Genomic DNA, 18,551 nt, shown 5'->3' with positions numbered 1-18,551 from the left:
ACTAATTAGATTTGTCTATAGAGAGCATAAATATGTTCGTCAAGCAGTATGTTTTCTTTGATTACAGAACGGCAGGCTATGCCTTCCTGAATAAAACCATTTTTCTCCAACACACGCATAGAAGATCTATTTCGGGAGAAAACTCCTGCAAAGATGCGTTCAATGGGAAACGTAGCAAATGCCATTTGTGTAATCTGGCTGACAGCAGTTGTTGCAATTCCTTTCCCCCACCATGATTTACCTAAGAAATACCCGATTTCTGCAGAAACTCTGTGAATATCATGCAGTGGTGTAATACTAATTATTCCACATAATTCCTGTTCAGAAAAGATCCCTCGTATCAGTGGTTGTTCCTGACGGATGACCATAGAGATGAAGCTTTCTGCATCCTGTAAATGATACGGATGTGGGAGTCGGTCACGCACCTGAAGCCAGATATCTTTATCATTTGCAATAGCAGCCAGTGTCGGAGCCATTTGTAATGTGAGTGGTAATAATTGTATATCATTCATAATTTCAGATCAATCATTTTGTAAAGGTCGTAAATAACTGTCGGGTGATTGGTGTAAAAATCTGCCAATTTTCAGCCTAATCATTGCTCCCTTTCCTATATGATACATATTCATGTTACTATTTAGTCAATAACACAACAAGATGATTAATATCATCTTACTATCAGGTAACTACTTTGTTTTATTTATTATATATTTGTGTATCAATGTATTTACGAATTAGAAATACCTGTCTTATTCTTGCTATCCTTCAGATATAGCTATTGATACATACTTTAATAAGTAGATCAGGTATCATAAAGCAGACTCAGTACGATTTCCAGGAATGAGTATGCTTTATTAGTGAAGAAATCTTCTGATGAATAGACCCACAGAAAGACGTTTGGATATGAATAGATTTTTTCTGTTACCACTTACTTTAATCCTTTTTTGATCATTCTGCAGATAGACCTGCTCCTTGTGGTAATTTCCTATATATCTAATGGCTTGTTATGACCGATATTACCTGAAACAAGGTCTTAAGAGATAGAATAAAACTACTCTATTGTGAGCAGTTGTGTCAACAATCAGGGAGTAATAGTATTTTATGCATAAGGTTTATACAAAGTGAGTAATAGATTTTCACAATACTATCCCTTACAATGAGAGCACCTCTTGTTTCTCCAGTATCCGTAGAAATAGCAAATGCTATTTTTGAACAGGCAGCAGATGGAATATTTGTCAGCGATCCAAATTTTCATTATATCCATGCAAATCCGGTTGGTTGTCAGATGTTTGGGTATACACTTGAAGAATTACGGACTATGTCTGTAATGGATATACTAGCTCCGGAAGAGTTGCAAAAGGAACCTCTGCACAAAGAAGAGTTAGAGACAGGAGGTGTTGTATCTACTAAAAGGCATATCCGTCATAAGGATGGACGGTTTATTCCTGTGGAGATTAACTCCCGAAAACTGCAGGATGGAAATCTGGTTGCTTTTGTCCGTATTGTAAAAAGAAAAGATACCGAAGCTCAGCTTAAGATCCGGCTACAGCAACAGTCTGCCGTTACTGAGTTAACCCAACTGGCTTTGCAGGGTATGGATACCGGAACTTTGTTTGATCATTCTACATTTCTTGCCTCTCATCTGCTAAGTATGGAATTTGCTCAGATACAGGAGTGGGATGCCAGTAGGAATAAGTTGATATTTCGTGCAGGAGCAGGCTGGCCTAAGACATGGCAATCTGCCGATGAACTAGCCGAAGCGGACAAGTTTGTCTCTCAAGCTATGTGTGCATTTCTTTCTGGTACTACGGTGGTCGCAAATGACTGGAATGCTGAAAGCCGTTTCACTATTTCTCCTTCTCTGAAAGAGCAACACATTACAAGTGGAATAAGTGTTGTAATAGCCAGTAATTCAGATTCTTTTGGAGTATTGAGCTTATATAGTAAACATCATTACAATTTTGATGAAGATGATCTTCACTTTGTACAAACTATAGCCAATGTATTGGCTATGGCTATAGAAAGAAAAAAAGTAGAAGAAGTGTTACGTGAAGAAAGAGACCGCTTTGAAACATTAGTAGGTACTGTGCCAGGAGTAGTGCTTGCCTTTAGAGAGAAACCAGACGGTTCGATTTGCTTTCCTTATGCAAGTCCTGGTATAGAAGATATTTATGATCTTACTGCGGATGTTCTGGCTAATAATGGTTCATTGGCCGAAGAACGATGGCATAAGGAGGATCGTGCCCGGATTCTGGAGAAGATTTCGCTTTCAAAGCTGCATATGGCCAGATGGCATGATGAGTTTCGTGTGATCAATCCGCAAAAAGGTGAGATATGGGTAGAAGGTTGGTCTATGCCTAAAAAAGATCCGGACGGAGGTGTCACATGGTATGGAGTATTGACAGATATAACCAACCGGAAAAAGGCAGAGGTAGAGTTAACTGAAAGTGCACATTTGTATCGTTCCGTTTTTGAAAATGCTGCCATTGGAATCGCTCGTGTTGCTTTGAATGGCAAATGGCTGGATATCAATCAAAAGTTGCTGGACATCTTAGGTTATAGCAGGAGCGAACTGCTACAAAAAAGTTTTCAGGATATAACTCACCCGGAAGATATACATACAGATTTGCGTTTGCTGCAACAGACATTGGATGGAGAAATAGAGGGTTATACAATGCAAAAACGATATTTTCACAAAAACAACTCCATTGTCTGGGTTCGTTTAACTGTGGCTCTTCAACGGGGTGAGACAGGAGATCCATTGTATTTTATTTCTGTAATAGAAGACATTACTGAGCAGAAAAGAGTCGAAGAAGCCTTACTGCAAAGTGAGAATAATCTGAAGCAAATCATTGAAAATCTTTCAGAAGGGCTGGTGATATCAGATGAGCATGGCAACTTGCTGCACTGGAATCCGGTTGCTTTGCAAATGCATGGGTTTGAGACAATGGAGGAATGCAAAAATACTATACAGGAATTTACCTCTATCTATGAACTATCTTATTTAAATGGGGATGTTATTCCAGTTAGCGAGTGGCCAATGTCACGTTTGCTGCGTAACGAAAAGGTTAAAAATGAGGAGATACAGATACGTCATTTGAAAAAGGAGTGGGTGAGAATATTTTCTTATGGAGGAGGCTCCTTTTGCGATTTGTATGGGAATACTGTTTATTTTGTTTCTATTTGGGATATTACAGAGAAAACACACAATGCACAGGCCATTCTTGAACTAAACCGGGAGCTGCATCTGAATGAACGTCGATTTCGGAGTATGATTGAATATAGTAGCGATTTTATTGCCGTACTAAATGCTAATCAGGAAATTACATATCGGAGTCCATCTTGGCAGCGCATATTCGAATGGAATACAAAGGGCAGGCGCACACCTCGTTTTAATCTCCTGCATCCGGAAGATCAACCCCATGTACAAAAATTGATTCAGCAAATAGCTAAGATACCAGGTGCTTCATCAGAGATTAGTATTCGGGTGATCGATAAAAAAGGTACTTATCATTTTATGGATGGTAATGTTACCAATTTGCTTACAGATGAGGCTGTGCGTGGTTTGGTAATCAATCTGAGAGATGTATCTGCAAAGAAAATTGCAGAAGAAAGAGTAAAAGCTAGCGAAGAGCAGTTCAGAGCTTTGATCGAAAATAGTAATGATGTATTTATTGTGTCTACTCGTAACAATATATCCTTCGTTAGTCGAAGTATAAAACATGTGTTAGGGTATACTCCAGAAGAGTATATGAAGTTATCTCCAGAATATCTTGTCCATCCGGCTGATCAGCCATTACGCTGGAATGAATTGAACTATCCGGGAGATACTATAGAACTTTTGTTTCGTAAGCGACACCAAGATGGTACATGGCGATGGATGGAGGGAATTGCAATGAACCTGGAACATATTCAGGGAGTGAATGGGGTACTATTTACGCTGCGTGATGTCACTGAACGTAAAGAATCAGAAAAAAAACTCGTTCAGAGTGAGAAAATTTATAAAACTATTGCGTCTACCATTCCTGGGTCTATTATTTGCCTTTTCGATCAGGAAGGCCGCTATCTGCTCGTGGAAGGCGACTTATTAAATGTATTTGGCTATAACAGAGAGTTATTGATTGGAAGGAAAGCAAAGGATTTATTGGATAAAGATGTTGCTAATACACTGAGTACTAATCTGAAACGAGTTTTTGAGGGGGAAATTTTTACTACTGAAAACCGCAGTGCTGGGACAGACATCATAACCCGGTATGTGCCTATCAAAGATGAAACGGATAAGGTGACACTGGCCATGCTGGTATCTATAGATGTGACAGACATTAAAGAGGCTCAGCGTCAGATTTCTCAGCTAAATCAGGAGCTTGAGAAACGAGTAGAAGAAAGAACTGCTCAGTTGGTTGCAGCCAATAAAGAGCTGGATTCATTTAACTACACGGTAGCACATGACTTGCGGGCTCCATTACGGGCTATTAATGGGTATTCTGCTATCCTGTCTGAAGACTATGCTCCTATTCTGGATGCAGAAGGCAAACGGTTTTGCAAAATTATTAATGATGAATCCCGGCGCATGGGACAACTGATTGATGATCTGCTGGCATTTGCCCGGCTTAATCGTTCTCAAATGGAATTATTTCCTATTGCCCTCAACGAGATGGTAAGAGATGTATTTCTGTCACTGACTACAGAAACTCAACGGAATCGTATTCATCTTCAGTTGGAGGAACTGCCTCCTATGCGCGGTGATATATCTCTGATGCGGCAGGTATGGCAGAATCTGATTGAAAATGCTGTTAAATTCTCTTCCAAGAGAGATGTGGCTCAGATTCATATTGGCTGGTTTAAAGAGGGAAATGAGTCTGTTTACTTTATTCGCGATAATGGAGTAGGTTTTGATATGAAATATATGGATAAGTTGTTCGGTGTATTCCAACGCTTTCACAAAGCCTCAGAGTTTGAAGGAACAGGTGTTGGTATGGCTATTGTGCAGCGTATTATTCAGCGTCATGGTGGTCGCATATGGGCCGAAAGCAAAGTGAATGAAGGAACTACTTTTTATTTTTCGTTTACCCAATAGTATCTGATATCTCTTGTTACAAGAAAATAAAGATGACATTAGTAGTGGTGGGTGCGTTGATAGGATACTATCAGCTTAATAGCTTTAAGATACGAACCCACTCTGTCGTACAGGCATGGTTACTAAACCAGTCTGTACGGCAGAGTGGATGTTTTATAGTTGATGCTGTGTTTTTTTGAATGGCAATGCTTTGAATTTCTGACTTTCCAATTCAAGTTTAAGATCTGCCATTTCTTTGACCAGTTCGTCCAGTTCTTTTTCTTTCTGTTGATAGGCGTTCTTAAAATAGTTTTCAGAAGTACTGATTTCCGTTTTCTCGTTTTGAAGAAGTTGTATCTGTTTTTCGAGTTTTTCTTCTTTTTGTTTCAAACTGGTTTCCATGCGTTGATAATATTCTTGAGTAGAAAGCATCTCTTCCATATTCTGACGCATTTCTTCTTCCTGAGCACGTAGTTCTTCTGTCAGCAATTGCGACTGCTTCAGTAATAATCGGGTCTTTTCTGTATTGCTCAGTGCTGAAAAGGTTGTTGCCATTCGCTCTCCTATCTTTTTCAAAAAGTCCAGTTCATGAGGCTGGAAAGGTTGGAAAGTTGCCAGTTCCAGTATCCCTACAATAGTTTCATTGAGTTGAATAGGCATAATCAGAATACAGCGAGGCAGGGCTTCACCTAATCCGGAGGTAATCGTGACATAATCTTTGGGAACATCTGTCATATAGATCATGTCTCGTTCCAGAAACGCTTGTCCTACCAATCCTTCTCCTGGTTGTATTTGCTTATGCTGATATTTCCGGCGGTTATAGGCATAAGAAGCAACTAATTCCAGGTAAGGCTGATCTGAGATGCTGTCATTAAGCAGAAACAGACCTGCCTGATTTGCTTTCAGGTATTTTACAATCTGTGAAGTCGCTTCTATACACAATGCTTCCATCGTTGGATACGATTGTCCCAGCAGATTACTGAAATGAGCCACACCTTCTGCACTCCATTGACGTAGCTTTTCTTCCTGGGAGGCTTCCACAAGCTTCTGGTTTTGTGCTGAAACTTCCTGGAAGCTGCCTTTTAAGGTTAACAACATCTGCTTAAAGTTTTTAGCCAGGCTGCCTAACTCATCCGGGGACTGTATTTGTTCCAGCTCTTTATCCTGATCTTTCAGTCCTGTAACGACAGACTGGGCAATCTGATCCAATAAAATGATAGGTCTGGAAATGGAATCTGAGAAGTAAAATCCCAGTGCAACCGAACCTATAAGCAACATACCTACTACTGTCCATATAATGCCTTCGGAAGCTGATGTCTGATTCTCGATTTGCTGGTATACCTGTTGCTGGATAGAGGCAATTTGTGGTTCAATGGCATCTGCACTGGTTTTCAAACTGCCCTTTATGCCTTTATCTGGTTTCAAACCAATTTCTGTTTCAAGGGCTACAATCTGATCAAAGATTTGTACATACTTTTTCAAGGCAGTTACAGAGGCAGGGTCCAAATGACTTTGTAACACCAGATCGGCAGTGAGATGCAATTTGGTAGCATAAGCGACATCTTTTCGTATAAAGAAGTCCTTTTCGTGTCGCCGTAGGGTAAGTAGCTGAGTCTGATTGATGGAAGATGTATTTTCCAGATCATGTGCCACTTTACGCATATCACCTTCCAAGCCTGTATCTTTAAATCCTCTCTGCCGTGTTTTCTCTGCCAGTTGATAGAAGTAGTTCTGGTATTGCTTTTCCTGTTCTTCAATCTGCATAATGCTGGCTGCAATACCCATAGAGGACATATGACTGTTCTGTGCTATATCCTGGAGCAAAATCCGAATAGAGTCCAGTGCCTGTTTATGTCCTGTCAGATTCGCACTTTGCCCTGTTTTCATAAAAGTGCTATTGACAGGATCATAGATAAGAAAGTCTTTTTCAAACTTTCTCGCCTCTAGGAGTAAAACGCGCAGGTGATCAATTTGATTATTTATTTTCTGATACTGGGAAAGTTGTTTGGAATAATAAATGGATATTCCTCCAATAAAAGAGGATGCTATGACTAAAGCGAAAAAGGTAAGCAGCAGCTTGTATCTAATCTTATAAAGCGAAAACATATCAGATCTTAGGTGTAAGAAAGTGACGGATGTAAAAAAAGTGGTTTTAAACGTAATTTTCCGGCAAGTATTAGCCATTTAGACTGATATCATGTAAACAAAGTATGCATATCTTACTGAAAACATAGAGATGTATAAATAGCTCAGAAAGTTGAAGGTTCAGCTACTGAATACGTTGAAGAATCCTTGCCTTCTGTACAGCTTTAAATAATTGATATTTCTTACATATACCTGAATACTGTGATAACAGGAAATGTAAATCCTGATAATAGGGTAAAAACATGTGTAAGATTGATGTATCTGGCAAAAAAGTGGAGGAAATAGGACTTTATAAATGCGCGATATGTATTTAGTAATAAGTATAATAGCGAATTTCCTTTTTGTTAAAGAAAACTTAACATTGATTATATGTAAGGAACGGGAGGGTTTGTCACTGGAAGCAAGTCAAATTAAAAGGGTAAAGGCAATGATTCGGACAGGCATTCTAACCAACAGAAGTAGTACCTTCTGAACTTTTTAGTAGACAAAAATAGCTTTCTTCAATTTGTGGATAGTATTAAATAAAAATTTCAGTCAGACAGCCAATACATTTGATGTGACCAGTAAGACTAATATCTGATATAGGTAAATTCAGTGATAAATACAATAAGCTTGTGCCAATAAAGAGGACGTAAAATACAGAGATATTCACAAATCTTACATACCAATAGAAGGAAAATGCTGAAATGATCCAAAGTGCATATTACTTTTTGTATTATCTCAATACTAACAAACTGTTTTGTTTGTGTTAAGAAAGTTGCTAAGTATAATTGGGGTTAGATAGCTAATTGTATTTTTCTACTGATTGTCTTTCTTTTATAAAAGACTTGTATAAATAGTGGGTATTAGTATTTTTCTTTTACTTAACCCTTTATTAATCATTCATTTGTGTGGGTGAGTGTAGTAATAGTAAGAAATGGAGGTAGAAGTAGGGCTAATCTTACGTCTGGCGTTGTTTTTGTAATTTTTAGATTTTACCTATAAATAAATGGATACTTTTGCTTGCAACACCCACTTGCATTTTTTGTATCCATGTCTTTTGCATTTACTTCACTTAGATCTAAAATCCTTGTAAGCTATCTCGCCTTTGTCACCCTATTATTTCTGATTATATGGTTAAGCTTTTCATTCTATCAGAAACGAGAGCAAATGGCTTTGACTATTAATGAGTTGAATGCTTTACGTAGCTTGTTTCTACAAGCTACACGACAGGAAAAACACTTCTATGCCTACGATCTTACTGATACTGCTTTTTATAGATCTGAACAATGTAGTTCACTAACAGAATATAATCAGCTTGTCACATCTCTTACAAATCGAACGGTCTCGCTGACGCAATCAGAAGATGCATACCGACTAGCTATTAACACCTCATTAGCCGTACTGAATCATTCGTGGAATGAATATGCAAAGCTTTTCAATGCTACAGTAAACCTATGTCTTAAACGTGGTTTCAAAGATTATGGGCAGGAAGGAAAGATGCGTGACTATGCCCATGCATTAGAACGGACTTCTATAAATAAGGTTCAGCTTTTGACACTCAGACGGTATGAGAAAGATTATATTATCCGGAAAGATACTCTATATGCATTTCATTTTTTCTGTATTTTGCAGTCTCTGCAGAGTCAATACTCAAAAGATGCACAGGTTGTAGAGTTGCTGAAGCATTATGGCGAATCATTTCGCAACCTAACTCAGATAGATGCAGAACTGGGATTAACTCCATTGCTTGGGAAGCGGGGCAAGATTCTGATGATGACTCAACAGCTGGAGAAAGATCTGGATACGCTAATTATAAAAGCGGAGCTGGAGGCCAAAAGAATTCGCCATGAGTTGACTATTTCTTTCCTGCTCATCATGGGAGGAGCATTTGTATTGTGCATAATTTTGAGTTTTCTTTTTTCATATTCCATTACCCGACCTGTCAATCTGCTTACGCAACAAGTAGATCAGATTGCAGCAAGCCGGTTTGAATCAATTTCTTCTCCACTGCCAGTACGTTCAAAAGATGAAGTAGGTACACTGACAGATCACATTAATCAGATGCTAAGTCAGATACAACTTCATTTGGAAGAGGTGCAGGCAAGCAGCGAATTACTGACACAGCAAAATGGAGAATTACACCAATACAATCAGCGGTTGACCGTTTCCGAACTCCAGTTGAGGCAGTTGAATGCTGTGAAAGATCGTTTCTTTGCTATCATCTCTCATGATTTGAGAGGACCACTAGTGTCTTTGCAAAACTTCATGCAATTGTATGAGGAAGATTATACTTTATTTTCGGTTGAAGAACTGCAGTTGATGAAGCGCCGTAGTATTACATCCATCAATCAGATGATTAACTTACTGGATAATCTGTTGAGTTGGGCTTTGATGCAAATAGACCACATCCGGTATGTGCCTGGTAAAGTAGATCTGTCAGAGGTACTGAATAAGAACCATGAACTGGTAATGCAGTCTCTTGAAGTAAAAAAGATCCGATTCCGGTTAGTGATAGAAGACTCAATTAAACTATGGGCCGATTATAATATGGTTGACTTTATCCTGCGAAATTTACTCTCAAACGCAATTAAGTTTACTCATCCGGAAGGAGAGGTTATCATAAAGGTAATGGCTGATGAGACTACTGCTGACATTACGATTTGTGATACAGGTATAGGAATGGATCATCATATGCTAGCTAAGATTATGTCATCACAGGATTTGTCTGTTGATCCAGTTTCTACATTGGGTACACTAAAAGAGAAAGGAACAGGGCTGGGATTGATTATCTGTCAGGATTTTGTTCGCCGAAATGGAGGAGTACTGACCTTTGATAGTGAACCAGGCAAAGGTACAACAGCAACACTGAAATTGAATCGTTATGTAAAAAAGAGGTCCTGAATAACAGAGATGAAATCATCTTATAAACCAAGCATGTGTCTCAGATAACCACACTTCAGATACTTTTTCAGTATGACTGGAAATCTGTTCAACGTAGTTTCAAAAAAAGTTTAGATTTGTTTGTTGGTAAAGATAAAAAGTGAACAGAAATCGAATCACTTTCGGTGCTGACCATACTTCCGATCACTTTTCAGAAATATTCGAATAATGGTCATTTTCTTCGTTGAACTGAGTTTAGTTCACTTTGCCTATAACTATAAAAAAGCTATGCTAGAGCTACAAAAAGTGTTGTGATTACTTGAGTATCAAGTAGCAGTGTTAGGTATGTTGGACTTTTTGTAGTTGCGAAGCCCCCCTTGCTGTCCTCCTGAAAGGAACTCGTGGCAAGACCGGCGGCTTTTCGGACTGGAGATAATTCTTTCTCTCAGAAGCCAGGCATGGCTCTATTTGCCAAAAGATTCTTTCAGAAGGACAAAAAGGTGAGTTTCTTTGAGAAGAACATTTCTTTCAAGAGTACAAAAAAGGTAAGACAGCACTCAAAAGATATTTTTCCTTATAAATAGTGATGAGACAGAACCAACACCTATCAGGCATTTTGCAAAATATTTTTACGATGAATCTCTCCCCATTTTCGTAAGGCTTCAATCACTTCATTGAGCGACTGACTATGAGGTGTTAAGGAATAAGTCACCTTAACCGGATATGTATCATGTACAATTCGGGTTACCAGTCCGTTTAACTCCAGGTCGCGGAGTTCTTTAGATAACATCCGATCTGTAATCCCATTGACTTCTTTGGCGATCTCTCCAAACCGTTTTTCTCCAAACGTTAGTGCTACAATAATGGGGAGCTTCCATTTTCCATTCAATATATCCAGTGCATCCCGTACAGGTCGTAGAATCGCCTTGCATTCTGAATGATCCAAATGAAGATTGTCCATGTAATATCAGTGTGTTGTGGTTGGTACTATACCAGAGTATAGCTCTATACTCTGGTATAGTACTTACAAAGGTATAGTAAAGTTAGGTAACTTTGTATAGTAAAAAATAACAAAACAGGTAACAACATAAATTATATTACTATGACAACTAGCCGAAAATTAGTAACCATACAAACTCCTGCTCCTCATCAAGGCTTTTTAGGAAAAGGCCATACTGCAAGGGCCGTTATTGACGGTAACTTTATACAATCAGATCCATTTGTAATTTTGATGGATGATATGCTGGACAAGAAAGATGGAGAACCTGCTGGTGGTCCACATCCGCATGCAGGTTTTGAAACGGTTTCTTTGTTATTGGAAGGAGAGATCGGAGATACTGCCCATAAAATGAAAGGTGGAGACTTTCAGATGATGACAGCCGGAAGCGGTGTTATCCATACTGAGACCATTGATACAGAGACACAGCTGAGGCTTTTGCAACTATGGCTAATACTGCCTAAAAAAGATCGGTGGACTACACCTCGTGTACAGGATCTACCTGCTGCACATGTTCCGGTAGCGATAGAAGAAGGAGTGCTGCTCAAAGTATATAGCGGATCACTGGCTGGAGTAACATCTCCTGTTAAAAACTATGTTCCTTTGATAGTTGCCGATATACATATGCAACCCAATGCCAGAACTGTACAGCATATACCTGTGGCTTATAATGCATTTATCTATGTACTGGAAGGAAGTGTGAAAGTAGGGGCAGATGGACAGACTTTGCACAAAAATCAGGTAGGCTGGTTTGACAGAGAAGATGCAGATTCAGACAGTGAACTGATTTTTGAGTCAATAGAGCAGGGAGCTCGTTTTGTATTGTATGCAGGTCTTCCTCAGGGTGATCCTATTGTTTCGCATGGCCCGTTCATCGGAGATACACAGGATGATATTCGTCGCTTGTACAACGAATACTGGCGTGGTAAAATGGAACATATCTCTGAGGTAGAAGAATCTCAGCGTATGACGTGGTAAATAAGAAAACTAAGAGTTATCCTACCTTCAGGATAACTCTTAGTTTATAACAGTATGTATAACCTAGATTAGAAATTATAACGAATACCAAGACCTCCCTGCATATTTACCCAACCCGGATCGTGAGATAGTTCAATGTATAGATTGGCATCTGCAAAAACAGACAATGGAGCCTTTTTAAACTTGTACTCCAAACCTATAATACCATCCAGACCAAAGTCTACGAATACTGGGCGATCAGTAGTACGCACCCATACATAGTCATTTTTGCCAGGTCCGTAATAGGATTTGAAATCGTAGGTATAAGTTGTGCGGTCAAAGCGGAACTGTACCCCTCCACCATAGTACCAATCCAATCCTGAAGCACCTTTGATAGCCTTTTGCCCCATGTAGTGAGCCTGAAGTCCTAAAGCTCTATAAGAGCCATATCCTATGTACTTGTAATTGTTTTTATTAAAGCGATTGTCATAATTGTATCCATAGTTATACATTGTTCCCAGATTGAATTCCAAGGCAGACTTTGTAAAATACTTCTTCACTGTAAGCCCGGTAAGCGTACCCAGACGTAAACCTATTCCCCAAGATGGATGCGACGAATAACTGGCGGATGCTGATGATTTTTTAGCTGTACTCTTCGCTGAACTTGCAGGAGCTTTTTTGGCACTTGCCGTACTCTTTTTCTGCTGAGCTAGCAAGGCAGTACTAACTGCCAGAAAAGCAAGAACAAGATAGATTTTTCTCATAATTAACTGTTTGGTGTATAGAGTTACTGGTAAAATTGATTATTGTCTTGTCCTCTTTTTAAAAGAGTTTGGAGACGTTTATGGATGCGAAGATACAGGAGGGTTTTGGGGTATGATTTTGAACAATGAACAGACACTTACAGATGTATGATTTTATTTACGATTTAGTGTATTTATTGTCTGTAGAATTTTTAGAAGGCCTACTATATACGAGGGTTGGTATATTGTTTGTGGGTTTTTGACCTTTAACGTTCTTAAATGTAGATGTATTTTATTTGTTTTGATGTAATTGGTTGGTTTACAGCTGTAATTTGAAAAATTATTACAATATACTGAATGTAAGGGCGTGTAAAAAATGCTAAAAGCTAGTTGAGTTTACTTCATAGAAATGGTTTTGTGGCAGTTTCGAGGCAAGGAATGGAACCATTCAACTTTGAATTATGATACTTTTGGTTACAGGTTTACAGAATAATATATATGAAAAATATACTTCTACTATTAACTATAGCTCTACTTTTAGAATCTTGTAGATACTGGCCTTTTGTTGATTATCTGGTTATTAATGATTTTGAACCTACTCAATATTATGATAAAGGCAGTTTGACAAGAGATACAGTAGTTTATCTTGTAAATACAGATTCTTTGAAATTGTTTACTGAGGCTAAAGTTTGGATACCTAACCGCAAAAGAAGTGAGAATTTACATACAATTCGGGTAGATATGTATTTCCGAATGGCAGTAAATAAATACGTAGATACCATTCATTTAGTCAGTAGCTTACAGAAAATTAATTTGTATACAACGGACAGAATTCAACTTAAACCTGAGTCTTTTAGTTATGCAGGAGCAAAATCTACAAGTACTATTTGACATTTAAAGGATACAACCCAGTTCATTTGGAGAAATTTATGAAGAATTGGATTGATGAGAATACATCCCGTTCACTTAACCCCACAGGGGTACAGAGGTTATTGGTAAATTCTATAAATAAAAAGATAATAAAAAACGCTACAGGCAGTGCTTGTAACGTTTTCTGGTTTTCGCTATTCGTTTATAGCCCCTTCGCTGTTTTCCACAACAACGTATCTGTATAAGCTAAGACTAGCTTTTGTATTTTACTTCAATCCTCCACCCAAGGCACGGTATAGATTTACTACCGCCTGCAACTGCTGAAGGTTGTCATTGATGCCACTCAACTGAGCGGCTAACAGACTTTGCTCAGACGTAAGTACATCTGTATAGTTTGTTTCGGAACTGTATTGTAACAAGGCTCTTGTAAATTCTACCGACTTTTCGAGTGCTTCCAGTTGTTTGGCACGGGAGATTTTCTTGTCAGCCGCCGCCTGGTATGAATACAGGGCATTGGAAACTTCCTGACCTGCTACCAGTAAAGACTGCTGGAAGCTGTACATTGCCTCCAACTGCTGAGCTTTAGCTATGCGTAAGCGGGCCTTGTTCTGATTCCGGGCAAAAATAGGTTGGGTAAGTCCACCTACCAGGCTGTAGAATACCGAACTAACAAAGAAATTTTCCAGCTTTAACGTCGACAGACCACCACTACCGGTAATGGTAAACGATGGATAGAAATAACCTCTTGCTACATTGGTGTTTTCAAACGAGGCTCTGAATGTGTATTCGGCTTGTTGCACATCCGGACGGTTTTTCAACAATTGAGTGGCAATACCTGTTTTCAGATCCACCTGTACCTGCTGTGCATCCAGCGTAGACCGTTCGATATGTCCGGGTGCTCTTGCCAGCAGGATACTTAATGCATTCTCGGTTTCCCGTATGCTTTGTTTGATATCTGGAATCGACACCTCTGCTGCATAGCGGTTGGCTTCACTCTGTACTACAGCTGCACCTGTAACCGTTGCTGATTCTTTCAGGGCTTTCATGGCATCCACATCTTCAATCCGTTTTTCCAGCGTTTGCTTTGTAATAGCCAGCTGCTTGTCCAAAGCCAGCAGACTATAATAGTTTAGGGCAATGTTGGCAATAAGCTGTGTCTGAACTGCCCGTTTGGCTGCTTCGCTTTGAAGTAACGTAGCATAGGATGCCCGTTTGGCACTGCTCAATTTACCCCATATATCCGCCTCCCAACTGGTAGAAAGCTGTGCCTTGTAGGTAGTAGTATTCAGGTTGATGTTTACACTGGAAGGGAAGTTCAATGCTGCTTTGGACTGTTTGGCTTTGGTAGCATTTATATCTGCCTGCAATGTGGGCAACAAAGCTGACTTACTTTGCAAAAAACTCGCTTCCGACTCCTGAATAACCTGTATGGCTGTTTTTAAATCCAGGTTCTTGTCCAGTCCTTCTTTGATTAAATGTTGCAGATTGGGATCTGTAAAAAGAGAAGTCCAGGCAATATCAGCCATAGAGGTGGTATCTGACGCTGCACTCTGATAGGTGGAATCTGCATCTGTTTTCCGAAAAAGGCTGTCTGCATTTACTTCCAGATCAGGTGTCTTGTATTCTTTGGTGATCCTGCAGGAAGCCACCCCTAACCATAACAGGGCAGCCAGCAGGGTATATATACTATGTTTTATCATGATTTTTCTGTTTTGTTTCATGGGTCTGATTGTCTCGGTTACTTGTCAGACTAGTGAGGCTCGGTAGTATCTTCCAGGAATAGTTCAGGTTGCGGGGCTCCACTGATCTTTTCCTGCAATGCCTGGAAGATGATAAATAGCACAGGGATCACAAATACCCCCAGCAGTGTACCTGTCAGCATACCTCCCACAGCTCCTGTACCGATAGACTTGTTTCCGGTTGCACCTGCTCCGGTTGCCAGCATCAGAGGCACAAGACCCAGAATAAAGGCAAACGAAGTCATCAGAATAGGGCGGAACCGAGCGAAAGCACCTTCGGCTGCCGCTTCAATCAACCCTTTGCCCTGACGTCGGCGTTCGAGTGCAAACTCTACAATCAGAATGGCATTCTTAGCCAGCAAGCCAATCAACATAATCAGTGTAATCTGAACATAGATGTTATTGCTCACATCAAAGATGGTCGCAAAGATGAACGTACCTGCCAGACCAATAGGTAAGGATAAGAGTACCGCAAAGGGCAGTATATAACTTTCGTATTGGGCACTGAGCAGGAAGTACACGAAGATCAGACAGAGCAAGAATATATATACGGTCTGGCTTCCGGCTGACATCTCTTCACGCGTCATACCTGAGAACTCATAGCCATAGCCGGCAGGTAGTGTTTGGGCTGCTACTTCCTCTATAGCCTGAATCGCATCCCCTGAACTGTATCCTGCATTCGGTGAGCCATTGATAGTAAGTGATGTAAACAGGTTGAACCGGTTGATTGCCTGAGGTCCGTATACTTTAGTCAGCGTTACAAACTCACTGATAGGAGCCATGGTTCCATTGGAGTTCCGTACCTGGATATTATTCAGACTCTCCATATTGTCACGATAAGCAGGTTCAGCCTGGTACATAACCCGGTATTGTTTCCCAAACTGGTTAAAATTGGATGAATATACCCCACCATAATATCCCTGCATGGTATTCAGAATATCAGCTACTGTAAGGCCTGCATCTTTTGCCTTTGCTACATTCACATCAATGTTGTATTGTGGGAAATTGGGGTTAAAAGAGGTGCTGGCATATTGAATCTCTGATCTTTTGGTTAATGCAGCAATGAAGTTCTGACCTACTTTATACAGATTAGCTACATCACCCCCTGTTTTATCCTGCAACTGAAACTCAAATCCGTTGGTGGTACCAAAACCCTGTATAGTGGGAGGAGCAAAGAAGATAATTCTGGCTTCCTTAATACCCGATGTTTTCCCAAAAAGCTGTCCTACCAGTGCCTGTACAGCCTGTCCCTTGTCTTTACGCTGATCCCAGTTTTTCAACCGCATAATCACCATACCATAGTTACTACCTGTTCCACTGATCATGCCCCGACCTGTCACTTTCAGCACATGTTCTACTTCTGGCATGGACTGGGCTATTTTCTCTACCTTTCTCAATACTTCCTCCGTTCGTTCCATAGAGGCAGAAGGTGGTAAGCTGATATCGGACATAATAACACCCATGTCTTCATTCGGCACAAATCCTTTCGGTGTTGTATTCATCAGATAGATAAACACACCCGCAAAGACTGCAATGGTGCCTATGGGTATCCACTTTCTTTTACCAAGGAATACAACTGATTTGCGGTACTTTCCTGTAAGAGCATTAAAGGATGTATTGAACGCCTTATAGAATCGATCCAGGAAATTGGTTTTGCCATGACCATCCTTTGCATGAGGTTTCAGAAACATAGCACAAAGGGCCGGACTGAGCGTTAATGCGTTAATAGCAGACAGGACAATGGATATTGCTAGTGTAAGACCAAACTGTTTGTAAAATACCCCGGCTGAACCACTGATAAAACTCACCGGAATAAACACTGCCGACATGACCAGTGTAATTGATATAATGGCACCAGAAATTTCACTCATTGCATCGATACTGGCTCGTTTAGCAGAAGAATATCCCTGATCCAGTTTGGCGTGTACAGCCTCCACTACCACAATGGCATCATCCACTACAATACCAATCGCCAGCACCAGGGCAAACAGTGTGAGCAGGTTTATCGTAAAGCCAAACAGACTCAGGAAGAAGAAGGTACCCACAATGGCAACAGGCACAGAAATCGCAGGAATCAAGGTAGAGCGCCAGTCTTGCAGGAAGATAAACACGACCAGAAATACCAGTACAAAGGCCTCGATCAATGTATGAATAACTTTCTCAATAGAGGCATCCAGAAAGTCGTTTACATTGACCATTTGCACATAAGTGATTCCTTTCGGAAAGGTTTTGGATGCTGCATCCAGTACTTTTAATGACTCTTCAATTACTTCCTGTGCATTGGAGCCCGCTGTCTGGTTAATGGCAATCCCTACACCGGGTTGACCATCAATGTTATTATAACTGGAATAGCTCTGTGCTCCGAGTTCAATTTTAGCAACGTCTTTCAGTCGTAAAACCTGACCGCCAGAAGAGGATCGGACAATGATATTCTCAAACTCGGAGATACTTTTGAGCCGTCCTTTGTATTTGAGTGTATACTGGAATGCTTGTTTTCCCAGTTCACCAAACTGACCAGGAGCTGCTTCTACGTTTTGTTCTGCCAGTGCAGAGTTAATATCGTTAGGGACAAGGCCATAACTAGCCATTACATCCGGTTTGAGCCAGATACGCATGGCGTAGTCTCTGCTACCAAATGCACTGGCATCGCCTACACCATTGATCCGCTTGATTTGAGGGATAATATTGATGTTGGCATAGTTTTGCAAAAACGTATTGTCATAAGCAGGGTTGTCACTCTTTAAACCAAAGATCAGTACATTACTGCTCTGACGTTTGGCTGTAATGACACCGGCTTTGGTTACTTCGGCTGGCAACAAACTGCTAGCACGTGCCACCCGGTTTTGTACGTTTACAGCTGCCATATCCGGATTGGTGCCTAGCTTAAAATTAATAGTAATAGTGGCACTTCCGTCGTTGGAGGCAGTAGACGTCATATAGGTCATATTCTCCACCCCATTGATTTGTTCTTCCAGCGGGATAATAACGCTGTTCATGACCACATCTGCATTGGCTCCCTGATAGCTGGTTGATACCTGTACAGTAGGAGGGGCGATTTCCGGATATTGAGACACCGGTAACGTTATCAGACCCAGTATTCCCAGTATGACAATAATGACGGATATGACTGTGGATAATACAGGTCTTTCTATGAATCGTTTTAACATATTTTTCTTTTCACAGTT

10 protein-coding genes are annotated in these 18,551 nt (G+C 40.1%); 4 read left to right on the top strand and 6 right to left on the bottom strand.

What is annotated here, in order from left to right:
- Positions 1–5: 5 nt before the first annotated feature.
- Positions 6–512 (bottom strand): GNAT family N-acetyltransferase, encoded by a 507-nt coding sequence (locus tag QNI22_RS26700; protein WP_314515449.1) that lies wholly within the window; start codon positions 510–512, stop codon positions 6–8.
- Between the two features lie 641 nt (positions 513–1,153).
- Here QNI22_RS26700 and QNI22_RS26695 point away from each other — a divergent pair.
- Positions 1,154–5,074, top strand: coding sequence for a PAS domain S-box protein (locus QNI22_RS26695; RefSeq protein ID WP_314515447.1), 3,921 nt, complete (start codon positions 1,154–1,156; stop codon positions 5,072–5,074).
- A gap of 153 nt (positions 5,075–5,227) precedes the next feature.
- Here QNI22_RS26695 and QNI22_RS26690 read toward each other — a convergent pair whose 3' ends face one another.
- Positions 5,228–7,159: a GAF domain-containing protein gene (locus tag QNI22_RS26690; protein ID WP_314515444.1), complete on the bottom strand. Its 1,932-nt coding sequence runs from the start codon at positions 7,157–7,159 to the stop codon at positions 5,228–5,230.
- Between the two features lie 1,071 nt (positions 7,160–8,230).
- Between QNI22_RS26690 and QNI22_RS26685 the strand changes: the two genes are divergently transcribed.
- Entirely contained in the window at positions 8,231–10,081 is a 1,851-nt protein-coding gene (locus QNI22_RS26685; RefSeq protein ID WP_314515442.1) for a HAMP domain-containing sensor histidine kinase, read from the top strand.
- 586 nt (positions 10,082–10,667) lie between these two features.
- Here the strand turns inward: QNI22_RS26685 and QNI22_RS26680 are convergent.
- Positions 10,668–11,021 carry a winged helix-turn-helix transcriptional regulator gene (locus QNI22_RS26680; protein ID WP_314001095.1) on the bottom strand — a complete coding sequence of 118 codons (354 nt, stop codon included), beginning with the start codon at positions 11,019–11,021 and terminating at the stop codon, positions 10,668–10,670.
- Between the two features lie 141 nt (positions 11,022–11,162).
- On the opposite strand from QNI22_RS26680, the gene QNI22_RS26675 reads away from it, so the two are divergent.
- Positions 11,163–12,035: a pirin family protein gene (locus tag QNI22_RS26675; RefSeq protein ID WP_314515440.1), complete on the top strand. Its 873-nt coding sequence runs from the start codon at positions 11,163–11,165 to the stop codon at positions 12,033–12,035.
- A gap of 68 nt (positions 12,036–12,103) precedes the next feature.
- On the opposite strand, the gene QNI22_RS26670 is transcribed toward QNI22_RS26675, so the two are convergent.
- Positions 12,104–12,778, bottom strand: coding sequence for a hypothetical protein (locus QNI22_RS26670; protein ID WP_314515437.1), 675 nt, complete (start codon positions 12,776–12,778; stop codon positions 12,104–12,106).
- A gap of 477 nt (positions 12,779–13,255) precedes the next feature.
- Between QNI22_RS26670 and QNI22_RS26665 the strand changes: the two genes are divergently transcribed.
- Entirely contained in the window at positions 13,256–13,648 is a 393-nt protein-coding gene (locus QNI22_RS26665; protein WP_314515434.1) for a hypothetical protein, read from the top strand.
- Positions 13,649–13,893: 245 nt separating this feature from the next.
- Here QNI22_RS26665 and QNI22_RS26660 read toward each other — a convergent pair whose 3' ends face one another.
- Together QNI22_RS26660 and QNI22_RS26655 are read right to left on the bottom strand one after the other, a co-directional pair.
- Positions 13,894–15,327 (bottom strand): efflux transporter outer membrane subunit, encoded by a 1,434-nt coding sequence (locus QNI22_RS26660; RefSeq protein ID WP_314515431.1) that lies wholly within the window; start codon positions 15,325–15,327, stop codon positions 13,894–13,896.
- 50 nt (positions 15,328–15,377) lie between these two features.
- Positions 15,378–18,533 (bottom strand): efflux RND transporter permease subunit, encoded by a 3,156-nt coding sequence (locus QNI22_RS26655; protein WP_314515428.1) that lies wholly within the window; start codon positions 18,531–18,533, stop codon positions 15,378–15,380.
- Positions 18,534–18,551 lie beyond the last annotated feature (18 nt).

The organism is Xanthocytophaga agilis (assembly GCF_030068605.1).
GTDB classification, from domain to species: Bacteria; Bacteroidota; Bacteroidia; order Cytophagales; family 172606-1; genus Xanthocytophaga; species Xanthocytophaga agilis.
The sequence above is the reverse complement of the archived record's forward strand: the minus strand, read 5'-3'. Positions and strand labels throughout refer to the sequence as shown.

What these genes read in the sequence shown, in the direction of transcription:
- QNI22_RS26700 (WP_314515449.1), bottom strand. Translation starts at nt 512, where the DNA reads ATGAATGATATACAATTATTACCACTCACATTACAAATGGCTCCGACA.
- QNI22_RS26695 (WP_314515447.1), top strand. Translation starts at nt 1,154, where the DNA reads ATGAGAGCACCTCTTGTTTCTCCAGTATCCGTAGAAATAGCAAATGCT.
- QNI22_RS26670 (WP_314515437.1), bottom strand. Translation starts at nt 12,778, where the DNA reads ATGAGAAAAATCTATCTTGTTCTTGCTTTTCTGGCAGTTAGTACTGCC.
- QNI22_RS26680 (WP_314001095.1), bottom strand. Translation starts at nt 11,021, where the DNA reads ATGGACAATCTTCATTTGGATCATTCAGAATGCAAGGCGATTCTACGA.
- QNI22_RS26675 (WP_314515440.1), top strand. Translation starts at nt 11,163, where the DNA reads ATGACAACTAGCCGAAAATTAGTAACCATACAAACTCCTGCTCCTCAT.
- QNI22_RS26655 (WP_314515428.1), bottom strand. Translation starts at nt 18,533, where the DNA reads ATGTTAAAACGATTCATAGAAAGACCTGTATTATCCACAGTCATATCC.
- QNI22_RS26690 (WP_314515444.1), bottom strand. Translation starts at nt 7,159, where the DNA reads ATGTTTTCGCTTTATAAGATTAGATACAAGCTGCTGCTTACCTTTTTC.
- QNI22_RS26685 (WP_314515442.1), top strand. Translation starts at nt 8,231, where the DNA reads ATGTCTTTTGCATTTACTTCACTTAGATCTAAAATCCTTGTAAGCTAT.
- QNI22_RS26665 (WP_314515434.1), top strand. Translation starts at nt 13,256, where the DNA reads ATGAAAAATATACTTCTACTATTAACTATAGCTCTACTTTTAGAATCT.
- QNI22_RS26660 (WP_314515431.1), bottom strand. Translation starts at nt 15,327, where the DNA reads ATGATAAAACATAGTATATATACCCTGCTGGCTGCCCTGTTATGGTTA.